Raw genomic sequence first — 15,793 nt, forward strand, 5'->3', positions numbered from 1 at the left:
TCTATTCGGAAACATATAATGCTTCCTGTTTAATAAAAAAGAAGTGTGCCCGAAGGGATTCGAACCCCCGACCCACGGCTTAGAAGGCCGTTGCTCTATCCAGCTGAGCTACGGACACACGTTCAAGGTGAGTAGATTGAGCCAATGCAGATAAGCTCTGCTCTGGGACTCTCACTAAACTCGGCAAGCCTCGTTAAGTGTTCGCCCATGGTTCGCACTAGCTTCGTAAAAAACCTCAGCAAGTGCTCTACTCAAAGCGGGTGATGGGAATCGAACCCACGTATCTAGCTTGGAAGGCTAGTGTTCTACCATTGAACTACACCCGCGTGTATTCTGTCTGCGATACGGTGGCTTCTTAATCGGGGTGACAGGATTCGAACCTGCGACCCCCTGCTCCCAAAGCAGGTGCTCTAGCCAAGCTGAGCCACACCCCGTCTGGTTCGCCGTTGTGGCTTAAGCCGTAACGCGAGATTTATTATATAATGATTCTCGATAGCTTGTCAACAACTATTTTATCAATTATAAATATTTGATTTCAGCGTCAACTCTGTCTCCGTCTATGGTTAGGATGATATAGCTTGGGCGCCTTCCCTCCTGTCTGGGATATGACAAACTTCCGGGGTTAAACACGTATACTCCGCCCATAGTCTTGGCTACAGGCTTATGAGTGTGCCCAAAGCATATGATCTCCGCTCCGCGCGACATTCCTTCCGCCCTTATGTTCTCAAGATCCATGGATACAAGGTACATATGCCCATGAGTAAGGAAAACTCTGTGCCCGTCCAGAGTAAAATCTAGCTCTCTTTTTAAAGTAGAGAAAAAGTCGTTGTTTCCGGACACAAAATACACGGGACAGTCAGCTGCGATCGCAAATTTACCCTCTGAGCCCTCGAAATCGCCACAGTGTATTATTCCGTCAAGTTTTCCTTCTATATCAAGAACCTTGTAAAAGTTGTCGTCTCTTCCGTGAGTATCACTCACCATCAAATACTTGTGCATCTCTATCTCCCGTCAAGGATCGTTATGACAGCTCCGCTTTCAAAAGCTCAGCCATCTTGCGAAGCGCCTGCCCTCTGTGGCTGATCGCATTTTTCTCATCAGCGGAGATTTCTGCACTGGTCTTTCCGTACTCAGGTAAAAAGAATATCGGATCATAGCCGAATCCGCCTGTTCCCGCTATCTTGTAGCCTATAATGCCTTCCATGTTGCCGATGGTAGAAAGCTCTTTTCCTCCGGGTAAAACCGCAGATATTGCACATACAAATCTCGCGGTACGTTTTTCATCGGGAACACCGCTAAGTCTCTCGATAATATTGTTGTTCTTCTCTGTATAAGACGTATCTCTGCCCATATATCTGGCTGAATAGATTCCGGGCTCTTTGTTAAGATAATCAACCTCAAGTCCCGAATCATCGGCAAGAACTATGGTCTCCTTGGCCGCCTCAGGGTCTTTTTCCTTGATAAGCTCATACACTCCTCTTGCCTTGATCATTGAGTTTTCGGCAAAAGTCGTGCCGTTTTCTTCGATATCACCGTCCACGCCGGCTTCTTTCATAGAAAGGATCTCGGCTCCAAGCTCACCCAAAATCCCGCGTATTTCTCTCATTTTGTCCTTGTTTCCTGTAGCAAATACTATCTTCATTCCAACTCCTCAAACGCCTCCAAAACGGCATCATAGATACCTTCTGCGGCTTTTTTCTTATATCCTGCGGATCCCAGGAACTTGCTGCCCTCACATCCGACTTCTATTCGCGCTCCCGGAACAGTCGCTCCCATCAAAAATTTATCGTCATCCGTGGTGGAAAAAATTCCTATTGCTTTCGCGCCTGTCTTTTTGGCGCAGTTTCTTTCAAGCAAGTCCGCAAATCCTGCGTTGTTTAACCCTCTGGTAAAAAACGTATCGTTGTACCTGGAGATAACTCCTTCTTCCGCAGGATCTTTTATCAATCCTATCTCAACAACAAGATCCGCTTCCGAAGCTTTTATCGCATTAAGCATTTTATCATCCGACGAAGCCGTTTCACCTGTCCTTGTGAAAAAGAACCTGATATTGTTATCATCTTTTTCCGCAAGGTTCTTAAGTAGCATGGCAACATCAAGCACCGCGTCAGCATCGGGCGCATATGTTTCATCAGAGCCTTCAAGGGCACCGCCGTCCGGATTGACCAAAACTATCTTATCATATTTTTGAGAAGGCTTTGCAAACTCAATCTCTATAGTACTCGACTCAGTCAGTGAGCTCTCATTTACGTAAAAATCATTCAGTTTGAAATCGAGGCATACACTTCCCGTATCATTCTCTTTGTAGCAGATCGCACTCTCAAAGATATCCAGATCGGTCACCACTGCATTATCGAGGTAAAAGCCCTCTTCCCTGCTGTCTATATGAATCCTAAGCTCGTGATCCATATAACCGTCCTCAAGCACGATATCATCGGAACTCACACTTTTGGATAAAGGAATCGTGAGCTTACCTTTCTGGGAATCGGAGGCCTTTCTGTCTACAAGTATCTTATAGGCATCCTTGGCAGTTCCGCGGTCGATCGTCACACCTGAAGCATCGGTAATCATAATATGCTTGGTCGCCGACCTCTGAAGCATGACCGCGATGGATATAACGCCAAATACCGTCGCCTTTATGGCAAACCTTTTCATCGCTGCATTATCCATAGCTTATCACTCGCTTCTTCTTGGTGGTTTAGGTCCCATGAACTGATAAAAATATGTCTTGAGCATTCCATTATAGATCTTGCGATTCTTATCGGCTTTTCTTCCGATATACTTTTCCGCCTGCTCAAATCCCGTAATAAGGTACATTGACCATGAATCCAGCGCTTTGTATCTCTCTCCGATAGTTCTGTAAAGACTCGGAAGTTCTCCGCTGTCGCCGATTCGCTCGCCGTATGGCGGGTTGGTTATGATAAAGCCGTATTTCTTCCTGTGGCTCAGATCCGCAATATCTCTCGCCTGAAAATGGATCATATTCTCCACTCCGGCTTTGGCGGCATTGATCCTTGCAATCTCAACCATTGAAGGATCAAGGTCATATCCCTGAATATCCGTATCAACGTCTGTCAGGATCTCATCCCTGCACTCATCTCTTACATCCTGCCAGTTCTGAGGCGTAATGATATGCGTCCAAGTCTCGGCTGTAAAATGCCTGTTCATGCCCGGCGCGATGTGCGCAGCCATCATGGCTGCCTCAATCGGAATTGTTCCGCTTCCGCAGAACGGATCAACCAAAATCCTATCTCCGTGCCAGGGTGTAAGCATTATAAGAGCAGCCGCAAGATTCTCCGCAATAGGAGCCTTGGACTCAAGCTTTCTGTAGCCTCTCTTATGAAGCGAATCACCGGTTGTATCGAGGGCAACCGTCACCTCGTCTTTTAGTAAAAAGACTCTGATCGGGTAGCTCTCAGCATCCTCCTTAAACCAGTCGGTGTGATAGCTCTGCTTCATACGCTCAACAATGGCTTTTTTTACAATTGACTGAATATCGGAAGGGCTAAAGAGTTTACTCTTAACACTCGACGCCTTTTTTACCCAGAACTTGCCTCTCTCCGGGATGTACTCTTCCCACGGGAGCTCTTTTACCCCCTGAAAAAGTTCTTCAAAAGACTGTGCTCTAAAGCTTCCAACCTTTATAAGTATCCTCTCGGCGGTTCTCAGCCCGATATTGGCGCGGCAGACCGCGTCCGCATCTCCGGCAAATGTGATCCTACCGTCGGAAACCTCGGTTATATCATATCCGAGATCGATTATTTCTTTTTTAAGTACTGCCTCCAGTCCGAAATGGCACGGGGCGATCAGTTCAAATTTTCTCATGTAAATCAGTATATCATAATTAACGACCATATAGCACACTCGCCATATAAAGCCATATGGATTATAATTTCTCTTGGAGGTACAAGATGAAAAAAGCTGAAAAGATAATAGCGGTGGTTTTGCTGGGGCTCCTATGCCTTGCATCTGTCGTTCTTTCATATATAAAGAATCATGTTCCGGATGGCTTGGAGCTAAGGGAATTCATTTATAATGATTGGACTGTGATCGTTTATTCCCTCTGGATCGCGGCAACAATATACCTGACATCAGTGATCATCCGCGGTATTGGAAGAACAGGTGACGTCGAGGCTCCAAAAGCCGCACCCGTGCTTGGAATTTCCATAGTAGCTGTCATTGTCATTTTGATACTTGGAAGTATGATTCTGGCAAACGTATTATTTAATGGCATGCTCGGTACAGAAACAGTAAATCCTGACGGAACGATAACAGTAAAAAAAGACTGCTTCCCAAAAGAGATCACTACAGAGCTCTATGAAAAAGAAGGTCTGCTATACAGAAAAAAGCTTTGAAAACCAATCGGTTCTCAAAGCTTTTATGATGTGAGTGACAAGATTCGAACTCGCGACCTTCTGGTCCGTAGCCAGACGCTCTATCCAGCTGAGCTACACTCACATAATGTCGCCTGCGGCAACAAAGTATATTATATGCACCGCAGGCGAAGTTGTCAACACATTATTATTGTTTGCGCAATGTGCGCGTTTACTGTCAGCTACTGTATGGTGAATAGCTACCCTTCATTGCAGCTTCCGCAGCCTTGGTCTGCGTTACAAGCCTCTCCATGTCGGGTCTTGCAAACTCAAAGCACGCAAGTAATGTAGGTGAAAAAACGCCGCACTCACCGTTCTTTATCATCTCAAAAGCCTTATCAACAGGATACGCCGACTTATATACTCGATCGCTTACAAGCGCATCATAAACATCGGCAATTGCCGTGAGCTGAGCACCGATCGAATTCTCCTCACCAACAAGTCCGTCGGGATATCCGCCGCCGTCATATCTTTCATGGTGATGTCTGCATATATCAAGGCACATCTCATAATACTCTTTGTCCTGAATATCCTTGAGCATCTCAATTACTTCGCAGCCTCTGGTCGTATGAGACTTCATAACTTCAAATTCTTCATTTGTAAGTCTTCCGGGCTTAAGAAGAATAGAATCGGGAACCGATATCTTACCTATATCATGCATGGCCGAAGCCTGGGTAATAACATCTATAATATGAGGCGTAAGTCCCATCTTGGGATAGTTATTCATTGCCGTCAGAGCAAGGATTCTTACAAAGCCCTTGATCCTCTTAAGGTGATAGCCGGACTCCATGTTTCTGAACTCAACGATAGTCGCAATGGTATCTATAACTTTTTCATTGCTGTAACGAAGCTTTTCTTCCTGCTTTTTGAGATAGATGAACTGCTTCTTTAAGACTCTCGTCTGATCGTCTGTCTGCTTCTCAAGATTATTCTTTCGATCGAAAAGCTCAACCGTCCTTGATACTCTTCTGTTTACAATGACCGGATCAAAAGGCTTGTGAACAACGTCAGCCGCTCCGTACTGATAGCTTGTACGTTCAGCTTCCGTAGAAGTGTCCGCCGTTATCATGAGCACAGGAATCGTCTCGTTGAGATTATCCTTTTGCGCCATTGCTTCCAAAACTGCATAGCCATCCATTTCAGGCATAATGATATCGAGCAAAACAGCGGCAAGATTGTCCTTGTTTTCCTCAATCATCTTCATAGCTTGCACGCCATCTCCGGCTTCAAGGATATTATATTTATCTTTGAATATTTCTCCCAGTATTCCTCTGTTGATCTCGTTATCATCAACGACAAGGATCGAGCGTTCTGCCATAAATCCTCCTAAAATAGGGATAAATTAGTTGCTGTATTTTTCAACAATTGCTGCGCAGCCCATTCCACCGCCTACGCACAATGTTGCAAGTCCTTTTTTGGCATCTCTTCTCTGCATCTCATAAAGAAGAGAAACAAGAATTCTGTTACCTGAGCATCCAACGGGATGTCCGAGTGCAATAGCACCGCCGTTTACATTAAGAACATCATTGGAGAATCCAAGATCATGCTGAACAGCTACAGACTGCGCAGCAAATGCCTCGTTAGCCTCGATAAGATCAAAGTCTCCGATTGAATATCCTGCTTTTTTCATAACTTTATTGGTAGCAGCTACAGGTCCGATTCCCATGATGCTGGGCTCTACGCCTGCAAGCTCACCTGCGATCCATGTTCCCAAAGGCTTTACTCCAAGCTCTTTTGCCTTCTCTTCGCTCATTACGATGATAGCTGAAGCAGCGTCGTTAATTCCTGAAGAATTGGCTGCCGTAACCATACCGTCTTTTTTGAACGCGGGCTTAAGATGTGAGATTCCCTCTGCAGTTACTCCGCTTCTGGGGCCTTCATCCGTATCAAAAATAATTGTCTCTTTCTTTTTCTTGATCTCTACGGGAACGATCTCTTCCTTGAACTTGCCGTCGGCAATAGCCTTCTCAGCTTTGTTCTGAGACCAAGCCGCAAACTCGTCAAGCTGCTGCCTTGTAAGGTGCCACTGCTCTGCGATATTCTCGGCTGTGATACCCATGTGATATCCACCGAATGCATCCGTAAGTGCGTCCTTGATCATAGCATCCTGAAGCTCTCCGGAGCCCATACGATATCCGTAACGTCCCTGCTGCATAAGATAAGGAGCCATAGACATGTTCTCCATACCGCCTGCTACGATGATGTCAACATCGCCCATAGAAATGAGCTTAGCTGCAAGGTTTACGCAATGAAGTCCCGATCCGCAAAGTACGTTGATTGTTGTTGCGGGAACTTCAACGGGAATTCCTGCATTCAATGCAGCCTGTCTTGCGGGATTCTGTCCAAGTCCTGCCTGGATAACGCATCCCATATATACCTCATCAACCTGCTCGGGTTTAACTCCCGCGCGGTTTAATGCTTCCTTAATTACAATTGTTCCGAGTGCCGGAGCCGGTGTTGTGCTGAGTGCACCTCCCATTGTTCCTATTGCTGTTCTGCAGGCACCTGCAAGTACTACTTTTCTAGCCATTCTTACCTCCGATTTTATACACTATACCAATTATTATTTTATCACTTTAATGATTAGTGCTCAACGTATTTATGTGAACATGATTTCTCATTAAAGTCCGTGCGCCTCGAGTAGTTCACTGTTTCCGAGGACATCTTCAGTCCTTCCGTCATAAACGATAGTTCCTTCATCCAAAAGAATCGTTCTCTCACAGGTCTTACTGACAAAATCAAGATCATGCGATGCAATTATCTTAAGTCCGCCGATGCCCTTTAAAACCTGAATAAGATTTCTTCTGTTCCTCGGATCCAAGGCCACTGAAGGCTCATCCATGATTATTATATCAGGTTTCATCGAAAGAATCGTAGCAATTGATGCAAGTTTCTTTTCTCCGCCCGATAATTTGTACGTCTTATTATCTCTAAGATTCTCTATTCCGACAAGTCTTAAAGCTTCGGAAACTCTTTCTTCCACCTCTTCTTCCGAAAGCCCGTAATTGCGAGGTCCGAAAGCCACGTCGTCTTCGACTGTTGTTAAAAAGAGCTGGCTGTCTGAATCCTGAAAAACATATCCGATGTGTTCTCTTATGTGGTCCAGATTCTTTTTGTTCATCTTATGTCCGACAACCGTTATATCACCTGTATAATCAAGAAACAAACCCACCATCAATTTCATGAGTGTGGATTTTCCTATTCCGTTTGCGCCGACAAGTCCGATACTCTCACCGTAATTTGCGGTAAAAGAAATGTCTTTTAAAACAACAGAATCTTTTTCATATGAAAAACTAAGTCCTGAAATATTCAAAAGTTCCCCGCTTACTCCAGTCTTCATAAAACACCTCTTCCCGCATAAAATCTAATGAACAAAAGTATCAACCCCCACACGATCGGATAAATCACGTCAATCTTTTTTACTCCCTTTTTCTTGAGAATGAAATCTCCTTTGAATCCGCGAAGATGCATGCTCTCATACACAACCCGCGCTTTATCCATGCTTCGAAGAAGCCACTGTCCGACGAGCGTTCCCCACGATCTGTATTCTATTCCTTTTTGCCCCGGAGCTCTCAGCCTGTAAGCTGTATATATCCTGTCCGCTTCGTTCGACATAACATCAATGTACCTATATATCAGCATTATGACAATTACAATTATCTTGGGAACTTTGACCGTTCTAAGTGCGTAGCAGATATCATCTATGGAAGTCGTAGCAATGAGCACATAGACCGCAAGCACCGTATAAAGACCTTTTATCATAAGAGTAAGCATCGAGACCATTCCGCCGCTTACCGAATATCCCGCGATCATAACCGTAGTCTTATCCAGGAATGGATTAAATATTCCCACAAAAAGAACCAGCGGAAGGATCAATCGCATTCTATAGATTCCCTCTCTAAAAGAGAGCTCACCTATGATATAAGTAAAGATAATATATACAGACAAAAGAATCAGCGGAACAATCTCATACTTTCCGACTGAAGTGACCAAAAAAATGTATATAACGCTAATAAGCAGCTTCCCCAAAGGATGAAGGTTATTCATCCAATGGGAACGCTGCTGAAGATCCTGAAGTTTATTTAATTCAACAAGTCTTTTTTCAATTGAATTCATTAAGCTGTTTTAGTCTCTGTCTTTTTCCTAAAGAACCTGAAAACATAGCAGAACACAGCTGAAAGTGTTGCAACAAGGATAGCTCCCACTATGCCGGAGAAGCTTGTTCCAACGGCTGCTTCACTGTCAGGGAATGCATAGTCGGGTAAAAGAGATGTCGTCTCCTGAATGGATTCCGCAGTCTCATATACCGTTCCTTCTGCCTCAAGCTCTGATGTTCCGGCAACCTGCTCCATAGACCATTCAAGTCCGTCAGGGAATGCCGATGCATAAAGTGATACAAATCCTCCGCAGATAAGTGCTGCAACTGCCAAAACTATGATTGTTTTCTTTAAGGACAACTTAGCTTCCTTCTTTTCCGAAGCCTCACCAACGCCCCAAAGAAGCTCAGGTCTTGCCTCATATATAAAGATAAGGACTGCTGATGTAATAAGTCCTTCAACAAAGCCGATAGCAAGGTGAATCGGCTGCATTGTTGCTACAAAGGTCGAAAACGGAAGCTCCGTAATTCCCGATATCAATGTTTCAAGTGTAACCGAGAATGCGCCAAGCTGCAAGGTAAGAACACATCCCAATATCGACGCGAGAATTATCTTGGCTCTCGAAGCTCCTTTCTTCATTATCGGACGCCATATGAGCAGCGCTCCTATAAAGCACCCGTAAAAAGCCATATTCCAAACATTACATCCCAGCGCCATAAGTCCGCCGTCAGCAAACAAAAGACACTGGACCAGAAGTACTCCTATCATAGTAAGGAATCCCGCATAGGGTCCCAGAAGTGCGGAAAGCATCATTCCTCCGCAAAGATGTCCCGAAGAACCTGTTCCGGGAATCGTGAAGTTGAGCATCTGTGTTGCAAACACAAAAGCTCCCATGACACCCATTACGGGGATCTTGGATTCATCGCTCTCTTCTCTTACCTTTTTAACAGATACTCCTGCTGCTCCTGTTGATAACACATACATTGTACCCGCAACTGCCGGTGCAATAAGCGCGTCTGCCATATGCATAGTTTTATCCTCCAAATACTTTTCATGTGTATATAATTAAATCTCATGATGAGTATAGTAAGAGAAAAAGAGCGTCGCAAGCCCCCCAGGGGGTTCGCAACGCCCTAAAATCACGCTATGTGATTATTTTTTATTTGCCATTTCTTCTTTGATCTTCTTTGTAAGAGCGGGAACGATCTTGTTAAGATCTCCAACTACACCATAGTCAGCTACATCAAAGATAGGAGCATTCTCATCCTTGTTGATAGCAATGATGATGTCAGACTCTTCCATACCTGCTACGTGCTGGATAGCACCAGAAATACCGATAGCAAAGTAGAGAGAAGGACGAACTGTCTTACCTGTCTGTCCAACCTGAAGATCCTTGGGCTTCCAGCCTGAATCTACAACTGCACGTGAGCATGATACTGTTCCACCAAGAACCTCTGCAAGCTCATCAAGAAGCTTGAAGTTCTCTGCTGAACCAACTCCACGTCCACCTGATACAAGGATCTTAGCGCCCTGGATATCAGCTACGCTTGAAGCTTCCTTAACGATCTTAAGGATCTCTGTATAGCAGTTGTTCTCTTCGAATCCGGGATTGAACTCAACTATCTCAGCCTTAGCGCCCTTGATAGGATCAATCTTCTGCATAACACCGGGACGAACCGTAGCCATCTGAGGACGGAAGTCAGGGCATGCAATTGTAGCGATTGTGTTTCCACCGAAAGCAGGACGTGTCATAAGAAGCTGTTTGTGCTTCTGCTCCTGTCCGGGTGTAGGATTAAGCGGGAAATCACCGATATCAAGACTTGTACAGTCAGCTGTAAGTCCTGTATGTACTCTTGAAGATACTCTGGGGCCAAGGTCTCTACCAATGGCTGTAGCACCTACAAGAAGGATCTCAGGCTTAAACTCGTTAATAACAGATGCAAGAGCGTGTGTGTAAGGCTCTGTTCTGTAATCTTTAAGAGCAGGATCGTCTACTACGATTACTCTGTCTGCGCCATACTCGGCAAGCTTGTCTGAAAGTCCCTTCACACCGCTACCAAGTAATACAGCAGTTACTTTTTTCTCATCAAGATCTTCTGCAAGATTCTTTGCTTTGCCCAGAAGCTCAAGTGCAATGCTTGAAAGTTCATTGTCTACCTGCTGAGCAAATATAAATACACCTTTATATTCTTCTAAAGACATGACTCTTCTCCTTATCTTTTAATAAATATTAGATTACGTGTTTCTCTGTAAGTTTACCTACGATATAATCAACAGCCTCATCAACTGATTCGGGAGCAACCTTTTCGCCCTGTCCCTTCTTAACCTTATCTGAAGCTTTAGCGATCTGTGTAGGTGAACCCTTAAGACCAAGGTTTGAATCGTCAACGTCCTTAAGGTCATTTCTGCCCCATACTGTAACTTCCTTCTCGAATGCATCGAAAATTCCGCCGGGAGTCATATATCTGGGCTCGTTAAGCTCTGAAAGAGCTGTTACAAGGCAAGGCATCTTAGCCTTAACGATGTGATATCTGTCCTCAAACTGTCTCTTAACTTCAACAGTCTTAGCCTTCTCGTCAACTTTGATCTCTTCTGCGTATGAGATAACAGGAAGGTTAAGGTGCTCAGAGATCTGAGGTCCAACCTGAGCTGTATCTCCGTCGATAGCCTGACGGCCGGTGATGATGAGATCATACTCAAGGTTTCTGATAGCACCTGCGATTGTTGATGATGTTGCCCATGTGTCGGCACCACCAAGTACTCTGTCTGTTACAAGGATTGCCTTGTCGGCACCCATTGCAAATGCTTCTCTAAGTACAGCGTCAGCCTTGGGAAGACCCATTGTAAGAACTGTAACCTCTGCGCCATACTGATCTTTTAATCTGAGGGCTGCCTCAAGTCCTGCTTTGTCATCAGGATTCATGATTGCAAGCATAGCACCTCTATCCAATGTTCCATCGGGTTTGAATTTAACGCCGCCCTTTGTATCGGGAACCTGCTTAATGCAAACAACAATTTTCATTTTGTATTCTCCTTATATTTATATCAAAGTGATTACTTAAATTACTTTAAAAGTGCTCCAGAGATAACCATTCTCTGAACTTCGGATGTTCCCTCGTAGATCTCTGTGATCTTAGCATCACGCATCATACGCTCAACTTCGTACTCTCTGATGTAACCGTAACCACCATGGAGCTGTACAGCCTTGGTAGTAACATCCATAGCAACTTCTGCTGCGAACAACTTAGCCTTAGCAGCCTCTACGCCGTAGTAAGCCTGGTTCTTCTTAGCATCTGCAGCCTGATATACAAGGAGTCTAGCTGCCTCACACTGTGTAGCCATGTTAGCAAGCTGGAACTGTGTGTTCTGGAAAGCGCCGATTGCTCTGCCGAACTGCTTTCTCTCTTTTACGTACTCAACTGTTCTGTCGAGAGCGCCCTCAGCGATACCAAGAGCCTGAGCAGCGATACCGATACGTCCACCGTCAAGAGTGTGCATAGCGATATTGAATCCCTTTCCTCTTGCACCGAGAATGTTCTCAGCAGGAATATGGCAATCCTGGAAGATAAGCTCATATGTAGAAGAACCGCGGATACCCATCTTGTTCTCCTTTGTTCCGAATGTGAATCCAGGAGTTCCCTTCTCAACGATGAATGCTGAGAACTTCTTCTGCTTTCTTCCTTTCTTGTCTTCTACGATATCTGTGTAAGCGATGATGATGTAAACATCAGCAACCTCACCGTTTGTGATAAAGCACTTAGAACCGTTAAGGATCCACTCCTTACCGTCTTCTGTAAGAACAGCCTTAGTCTGAACGCCCTGAGCGTCTGTACCTGCCATGGGCTCTGTAAGACCGAAAGCACCAAGCTTCTCACCCTTTGCAAGGGGAACAAGGTACTTCTGCTTCTGCTCTTCTGTACCATAAGTCATGATAGGATCACAGCAAAGTGATGTGTGAGCTGAAACGATAACTGCGGTTGTTCCGCATACCTTAGCAAGCTCCTCTACACACATAGCGTATGTAAGAGGATCACATCCCTGTCCGCCGTACTCCTTGGGAATCGGAATACCCATGAAACCGTACTTCTGCATTTTCTTTACAGTCTCGATAGGGAATTCCTCTGTCTCATCAACGTCTATTGCATGTGGCTTAACTTCTTTTTCTGCGAATTCTTTGAAAAGAGCTCTCGCCATTTCATGTTGCTGATCAAGCTGAAAATCCATTATTATTTCCTCCAATTTTTATATATAAATGTTTTTATTTATCTGTTGGTGTTTTATTTCCGTCTGCGTAGTTGTAGAATCCGATTCCGGTCTTAACGCCGAGCTTCTTACCGCGAACCATCTTACGAAGAAGAGGGCAAGCACGATACTTGGAATCACCTGTCTCTGCATAGAGAACGTCCATGATAGCAAGAACGATATCAAGTCCGATGTAATCGCCGAGCTCAAGGGGGCCCATAGGATGGTTACATCCAAGCTTCATAGCTGTGTCGATACCCTGGATATCTGCAACACCTTCTGAATATACGAAGATACCTTCGTTGATCATAGGAACAAGAATTCTGTTAACAACGAAACCTGCTGCCTCGTTAACCTGTACAGGAGTCTTGCCAAGGTCTACTGAGATCTTGTTGATCTTCTCAACCATGTCATCGGGAGTGTTGGCACCCTGAATAACCTCAATAAGCTTCATAACAGGAGCGGGATTGAAGAAGTGCATTCCGATAATGGGCTTTGAAAGTCCTGAACCGATCTCTGTGATTGAAAGTGATGATGTGTTTGATGCGAAAATGCAATCAGGGTTCTTAACGATGTTATCCTGAAGCTCCTTGAAAAGGTTCTTCTTAATATCCATAACCTCAAGAGCTGCCTCTACAACAAGATCTGCATCAGCACAGATGTCGTTAAGACCTGTCTGAATCTTACCTGTGATCTTATCAGCTTCTTCCTGAGTCTTCTTTCCCTTAGCAACCTGCTTATCAAGACCCTTCTTGATCTTAGCAAATCCACCTTCTGCAAACTCAGTCTTGATGTCGCAAAGATAAACCTTCTCTACGCTATCAGCCTGAGCAAATGTCTGAGCAATTCCTGAGCCCATTGTACCTGCGCCAATAACAGCTACCTTCATTTTAAAATCCTCCTTAAATTATCATTGTCTATGTTAATGTGATTGTTTCGCGTATTTATGCGTTCTTGAAGTCTACGACCTTAACCTTCTTGGGATCATCTTTCTTTCTGAGGAAGTTAGCCATTCCTTCTTTCTGATCCTCTGTCTCGAAGCAAGAACCAAAGAGCTTCTCCTCGATAACAAGTGCTGCATCGATATCTGTCTGAAGACCGTCGTTGATAGCCTTCTTGCAAGCACGTACAGCAATAGGTGCGTTTGCAGCAATCTGTGATGCCATCTTCTCAGCAGCTGCAAGGAGCTCTTCCTGAGGATATACAGCATTTACAAGACCGATTCTGTAAGCCTCATCTGCCTTGATGTTGCGTGCTGTGTAGATAAGCTGCTTAGCCATTCCCGCGCCGATAAGACGTGCAAGTCTCTGTGTTCCGCCAAATCCGGGTGTGATTCCGAGACCAACCTCAGGCTGACCGAACATAGCATTCTCTGAGCAGATACGAATATCGCAGCTCATTGAGATCTCGCATCCGCCGCCAAGTGCGAATCCGTTAACTGCAGCAATAACAGGGAGAGGGAACTCCTCAATCTTACGGAATACATCGTTACCCTTCTTACCGAAAGCTTCGCCCTCAGCCTTAGTAAGTGTGCTCATCTCTCCGATGTCTGCACCTGCAACGAATGACTTGTCTCCTGCACCTGTAAGAACAACGGCTCTTACAACATTAACGTCAATGCTGTCAAAAGCAGCGCCAAGATCATCAAGAACCTGTGAGTTAAGCGCGTTGAGCGCTTCAGGACGATTGATGGTTATAACAGCGATCTTGTCTTTAACTTCGCAATTTACAAAACTCATGTTTTCTTCTCCTTTTTATTTTGAGCGCACAATAGTCTGCCCTGAAAACACGGCAGACTATCGCGTCATTGATTTATAGGATTATTCGTACTTCTCAACGATTGTAGCGCATCCCATTCCGCCACCGATGCAAAGAGTAGCAAGACCCTTCTTAGCATCTGCTCTTCTGCCCATCTCGTGAAGAAGAGTAACAAGAATACGGCATCCTGATGCTCCAACGGGATGTCCGAGTGCGATAGCGCCACCGTTAACATTAACCTTGTTCATATCAAAGCCAAGATCCTTAGCTACAGCAACAGACTGTGCTGCGAAAGCCTCGTTAGCCTCGATAAGATCGATATTGTCAAGTGAAAGACCTGTCTTCTTAAGAACTTTGTTTGTAGCTGCAACAGGGCCGATACCCATAACCTCAGGCTCAACACCTGCAAGTGCTCCGCCTACCCATGTAGCCATAGGCTTGATTCCGAGCTCTTTAGCCTTCTCTTCGCTCATAACAACGATAGCAGCTGCACCGTCGTTGATACCTGAAGCGTTACCTGCTGTTACAAGTCCACCTTCTTTTCCTGAGCAGCATTTAAGCTTTGAAAGAGACTCAGCTGTTGTGCCGGCACGAGGGCCCTCATCAACCTTGAAGTCTACGATTTCTTTTTTAACCTTTACGGGAACGGGAACGATCTCATCGTTGAACTTGCCGTCTGCCATAGCCTTCTCGCACTTCTGCTGAGAATTAGCTGAGAATGCGTCAAGCTCTTCTCTTGTGAGGTTCCATCTGTCGCAGATATTCTCTGCTGTGATCATCATGTGATAGTGATTGAATGCATCTGTAAGAGCATCGTTTACCATTGTATCAACAACAGTTCCGTTGTTCATACGATATCCGAAACGTGCGTTGGGAAGTGCGTAAGGAGCCATTGACATGTTCTCCATACCGCCTGCTACTACTATATCAGCCTCGCCTGCCTTGATAAGGTCGGCTGCCATGTTAACACAGTTAAGGCCTGAGCCGCATACTACATTGAGTGTAACTGCAGGAGTCTCAATTGGAAGACCTGCCTTGATTGAAGCCTGTCTTGCAACGTTCTGTCCGAGACCTGCCTGGATAACGCATCCCATAAGTACTTCATCAACCTGCTCAGGTTTAACACCTGCACGATTAAGTGCCTCCTTGATAACGATTGAACCAAGTTCAGCTGCAGGAGTGCCACTGAGTGCTCCGCCCATTTTGCCGATGGCGGTTCTGCATGCGCCTGCTAATACTACCTTCTGTGCCATAACGTAATACCTCCGTTTGTGGGCTTTTCTCGCCCTTTTTAATTTGTATTTTCTTATTAATTTTTCATTT

Annotated in this window: 16 protein-coding genes and 4 tRNA genes; 1 reads left to right on the top strand and 19 read right to left on the bottom strand. The window is 44.9% G+C overall.

Annotation, left to right across the window (positions count from 1 at the left end):
• Positions 1 to 44: 44 nt before the first annotated feature.
• The 7 genes from D6853_RS01690 to D6853_RS01720 all read right to left on the bottom strand — a co-directional run bounded on the left by D6853_RS01690 (position 45) and on the right by D6853_RS01720 (position 3,825).
• A tRNA-Arg gene (locus D6853_RS01690) sits at positions 45 to 118 on the bottom strand.
• Positions 119 to 255: 137 nt separating this feature from the next.
• A tRNA-Gly gene (locus tag D6853_RS01695) sits at positions 256 to 326 on the bottom strand.
• Positions 327 to 359: 33 nt separating this feature from the next.
• Positions 360 to 434, bottom strand: a tRNA-Pro gene (locus D6853_RS01700).
• An 85-nt stretch (positions 435 to 519) separates the two neighbouring features.
• Positions 520 to 999, bottom strand: a complete 480-nt coding sequence (locus tag D6853_RS01705; RefSeq protein WP_120656075.1) for a metallophosphoesterase family protein — start codon at positions 997 to 999, stop codon at positions 520 to 522.
• Between the two features lie 22 nt (positions 1,000 to 1,021).
• Positions 1,022 to 1,642 carry an RdgB/HAM1 family non-canonical purine NTP pyrophosphatase gene (rdgB, locus tag D6853_RS01710; protein WP_120656076.1) on the bottom strand — a complete coding sequence of 207 codons (621 nt, stop codon included), beginning with the start codon at positions 1,640 to 1,642 and terminating at the stop codon, positions 1,022 to 1,024.
• On the bottom strand, positions 1,639 to 2,670 hold the full coding sequence (locus D6853_RS01715; RefSeq protein ID WP_120656077.1) for a hypothetical protein: 1,032 nt from the start codon (positions 2,668 to 2,670) through the stop codon (positions 1,639 to 1,641). The genes rdgB and D6853_RS01715 overlap by 4 nt, the downstream gene beginning before the upstream one ends.
• 6 nt (positions 2,671 to 2,676) lie before the next feature.
• Positions 2,677 to 3,825 (bottom strand): THUMP domain-containing class I SAM-dependent RNA methyltransferase, encoded by a 1,149-nt coding sequence (locus D6853_RS01720; protein WP_120656286.1) that lies wholly within the window; start codon positions 3,823 to 3,825, stop codon positions 2,677 to 2,679.
• 86 nt (positions 3,826 to 3,911) lie between these two features.
• On the opposite strand from D6853_RS01720, the gene D6853_RS01725 reads away from it, so the two are divergent.
• A complete protein-coding gene (locus tag D6853_RS01725; RefSeq protein WP_120656078.1) occupies positions 3,912 to 4,355 on the top strand; it encodes a hypothetical protein in 444 nt (147 codons plus the stop codon).
• Positions 4,356 to 4,384: 29 nt separating this feature from the next.
• Here D6853_RS01725 and D6853_RS01730 read toward each other — a convergent pair.
• The 12 genes from D6853_RS01730 to D6853_RS01785 all read right to left on the bottom strand — a co-directional run bounded on the left by D6853_RS01730 (position 4,385) and on the right by D6853_RS01785 (position 15,723).
• Positions 4,385 to 4,458 (bottom strand) — tRNA-Arg (locus D6853_RS01730).
• A gap of 93 nt (positions 4,459 to 4,551) precedes the next feature.
• Positions 4,552 to 5,691: an HD domain-containing phosphohydrolase gene (locus tag D6853_RS01735; protein ID WP_120656079.1), complete on the bottom strand. Its 1,140-nt coding sequence runs from the start codon at positions 5,689 to 5,691 to the stop codon at positions 4,552 to 4,554.
• 24 nt (positions 5,692 to 5,715) lie between these two features.
• Positions 5,716 to 6,903, bottom strand: coding sequence for an acetyl-CoA C-acetyltransferase (locus D6853_RS01740; protein ID WP_120656080.1), 1,188 nt, complete (start codon positions 6,901 to 6,903; stop codon positions 5,716 to 5,718).
• 90 nt (positions 6,904 to 6,993) lie between these two features.
• Complete coding sequence (locus D6853_RS01745; RefSeq protein WP_120656081.1) at positions 6,994 to 7,713, bottom strand: energy-coupling factor ABC transporter ATP-binding protein; 720 nt, start codon at positions 7,711 to 7,713, stop codon at positions 6,994 to 6,996.
• Entirely contained in the window at positions 7,710 to 8,489 is a 780-nt protein-coding gene (gene cbiQ, locus D6853_RS01750) for a cobalt ECF transporter T component CbiQ (protein ID WP_120656082.1), read from the bottom strand. The genes D6853_RS01745 and cbiQ overlap by 4 nt, the downstream gene beginning before the upstream one ends.
• Positions 8,489 to 9,499, bottom strand: coding sequence for an energy-coupling factor ABC transporter permease (locus tag D6853_RS01755; protein ID WP_120656083.1), 1,011 nt, complete (start codon positions 9,497 to 9,499; stop codon positions 8,489 to 8,491). The genes cbiQ and D6853_RS01755 overlap by 1 nt, the downstream gene beginning before the upstream one ends.
• A gap of 123 nt (positions 9,500 to 9,622) precedes the next feature.
• A complete protein-coding gene (locus D6853_RS01760; protein ID WP_120656084.1) occupies positions 9,623 to 10,672 on the bottom strand; it encodes an electron transfer flavoprotein subunit alpha/FixB family protein in 1,050 nt (349 codons plus the stop codon).
• A 28-nt stretch (positions 10,673 to 10,700) separates the two neighbouring features.
• Positions 10,701 to 11,492 carry an electron transfer flavoprotein subunit beta/FixA family protein gene (locus tag D6853_RS01765; protein ID WP_120656085.1) on the bottom strand — a complete coding sequence of 264 codons (792 nt, stop codon included), beginning with the start codon at positions 11,490 to 11,492 and terminating at the stop codon, positions 10,701 to 10,703.
• Positions 11,493 to 11,533: 41 nt separating this feature from the next.
• Positions 11,534 to 12,694, bottom strand: coding sequence for an acyl-CoA dehydrogenase (locus D6853_RS01770; protein ID WP_092244099.1), 1,161 nt, complete (start codon positions 12,692 to 12,694; stop codon positions 11,534 to 11,536).
• A gap of 34 nt (positions 12,695 to 12,728) precedes the next feature.
• Positions 12,729 to 13,601 (bottom strand): 3-hydroxyacyl-CoA dehydrogenase family protein, encoded by an 873-nt coding sequence (locus D6853_RS01775; RefSeq protein WP_120656086.1) that lies wholly within the window; start codon positions 13,599 to 13,601, stop codon positions 12,729 to 12,731.
• A gap of 55 nt (positions 13,602 to 13,656) precedes the next feature.
• Positions 13,657 to 14,451: an enoyl-CoA hydratase-related protein gene (locus D6853_RS01780; protein ID WP_026514595.1), complete on the bottom strand. Its 795-nt coding sequence runs from the start codon at positions 14,449 to 14,451 to the stop codon at positions 13,657 to 13,659.
• An 81-nt stretch (positions 14,452 to 14,532) separates the two neighbouring features.
• Positions 14,533 to 15,723 carry an acetyl-CoA C-acetyltransferase gene (locus D6853_RS01785; RefSeq protein ID WP_120656087.1) on the bottom strand — a complete coding sequence of 397 codons (1,191 nt, stop codon included), beginning with the start codon at positions 15,721 to 15,723 and terminating at the stop codon, positions 14,533 to 14,535.
• Positions 15,724 to 15,793 lie beyond the last annotated feature (70 nt).

This window comes from Butyrivibrio sp. X503 (assembly GCF_003625475.1).
GTDB lineage: Bacteria > Bacillota > Clostridia > Lachnospirales > Lachnospiraceae > Butyrivibrio.

Bases quoted from the DNA above. Each gene is read 5' to 3' on its own strand.
- D6853_RS01705 (WP_120656075.1), bottom strand. From the start codon at position 999: ATGCACAAGTATTTGATGGTGAGTGATACTCACGGAAGAGACGACAAC.
- rdgB (WP_120656076.1), bottom strand. From the start codon at position 1,642: ATGAAGATAGTATTTGCTACAGGAAACAAGGACAAAATGAGAGAAATA.
- D6853_RS01715 (WP_120656077.1), bottom strand. From the start codon at position 2,670: ATGGATAATGCAGCGATGAAAAGGTTTGCCATAAAGGCGACGGTATTT.
- D6853_RS01720 (WP_120656286.1), bottom strand. From the start codon at position 3,825: ATGAGAAAATTTGAACTGATCGCCCCGTGCCATTTCGGACTGGAGGCA.
- D6853_RS01725 (WP_120656078.1), top strand. From the start codon at position 3,912: ATGAAAAAAGCTGAAAAGATAATAGCGGTGGTTTTGCTGGGGCTCCTA.
- D6853_RS01735 (WP_120656079.1), bottom strand. From the start codon at position 5,691: ATGGCAGAACGCTCGATCCTTGTCGTTGATGATAACGAGATCAACAGA.
- D6853_RS01740 (WP_120656080.1), bottom strand. From the start codon at position 6,903: ATGGCTAGAAAAGTAGTACTTGCAGGTGCCTGCAGAACAGCAATAGGA.
- D6853_RS01745 (WP_120656081.1), bottom strand. From the start codon at position 7,713: ATGAAGACTGGAGTAAGCGGGGAACTTTTGAATATTTCAGGACTTAGT.
- cbiQ (WP_120656082.1), bottom strand. From the start codon at position 8,489: ATGAATTCAATTGAAAAAAGACTTGTTGAATTAAATAAACTTCAGGAT.
- D6853_RS01755 (WP_120656083.1), bottom strand. From the start codon at position 9,499: ATGCATATGGCAGACGCGCTTATTGCACCGGCAGTTGCGGGTACAATG.
- D6853_RS01760 (WP_120656084.1), bottom strand. From the start codon at position 10,672: ATGTCTTTAGAAGAATATAAAGGTGTATTTATATTTGCTCAGCAGGTA.
- D6853_RS01765 (WP_120656085.1), bottom strand. From the start codon at position 11,492: ATGAAAATTGTTGTTTGCATTAAGCAGGTTCCCGATACAAAGGGCGGC.
- D6853_RS01770 (WP_092244099.1), bottom strand. From the start codon at position 12,694: ATGGATTTTCAGCTTGATCAGCAACATGAAATGGCGAGAGCTCTTTTC.
- D6853_RS01775 (WP_120656086.1), bottom strand. From the start codon at position 13,601: ATGAAGGTAGCTGTTATTGGCGCAGGTACAATGGGCTCAGGAATTGCT.
- D6853_RS01780 (WP_026514595.1), bottom strand. From the start codon at position 14,451: ATGAGTTTTGTAAATTGCGAAGTTAAAGACAAGATCGCTGTTATAACC.
- D6853_RS01785 (WP_120656087.1), bottom strand. From the start codon at position 15,723: ATGGCACAGAAGGTAGTATTAGCAGGCGCATGCAGAACCGCCATCGGC.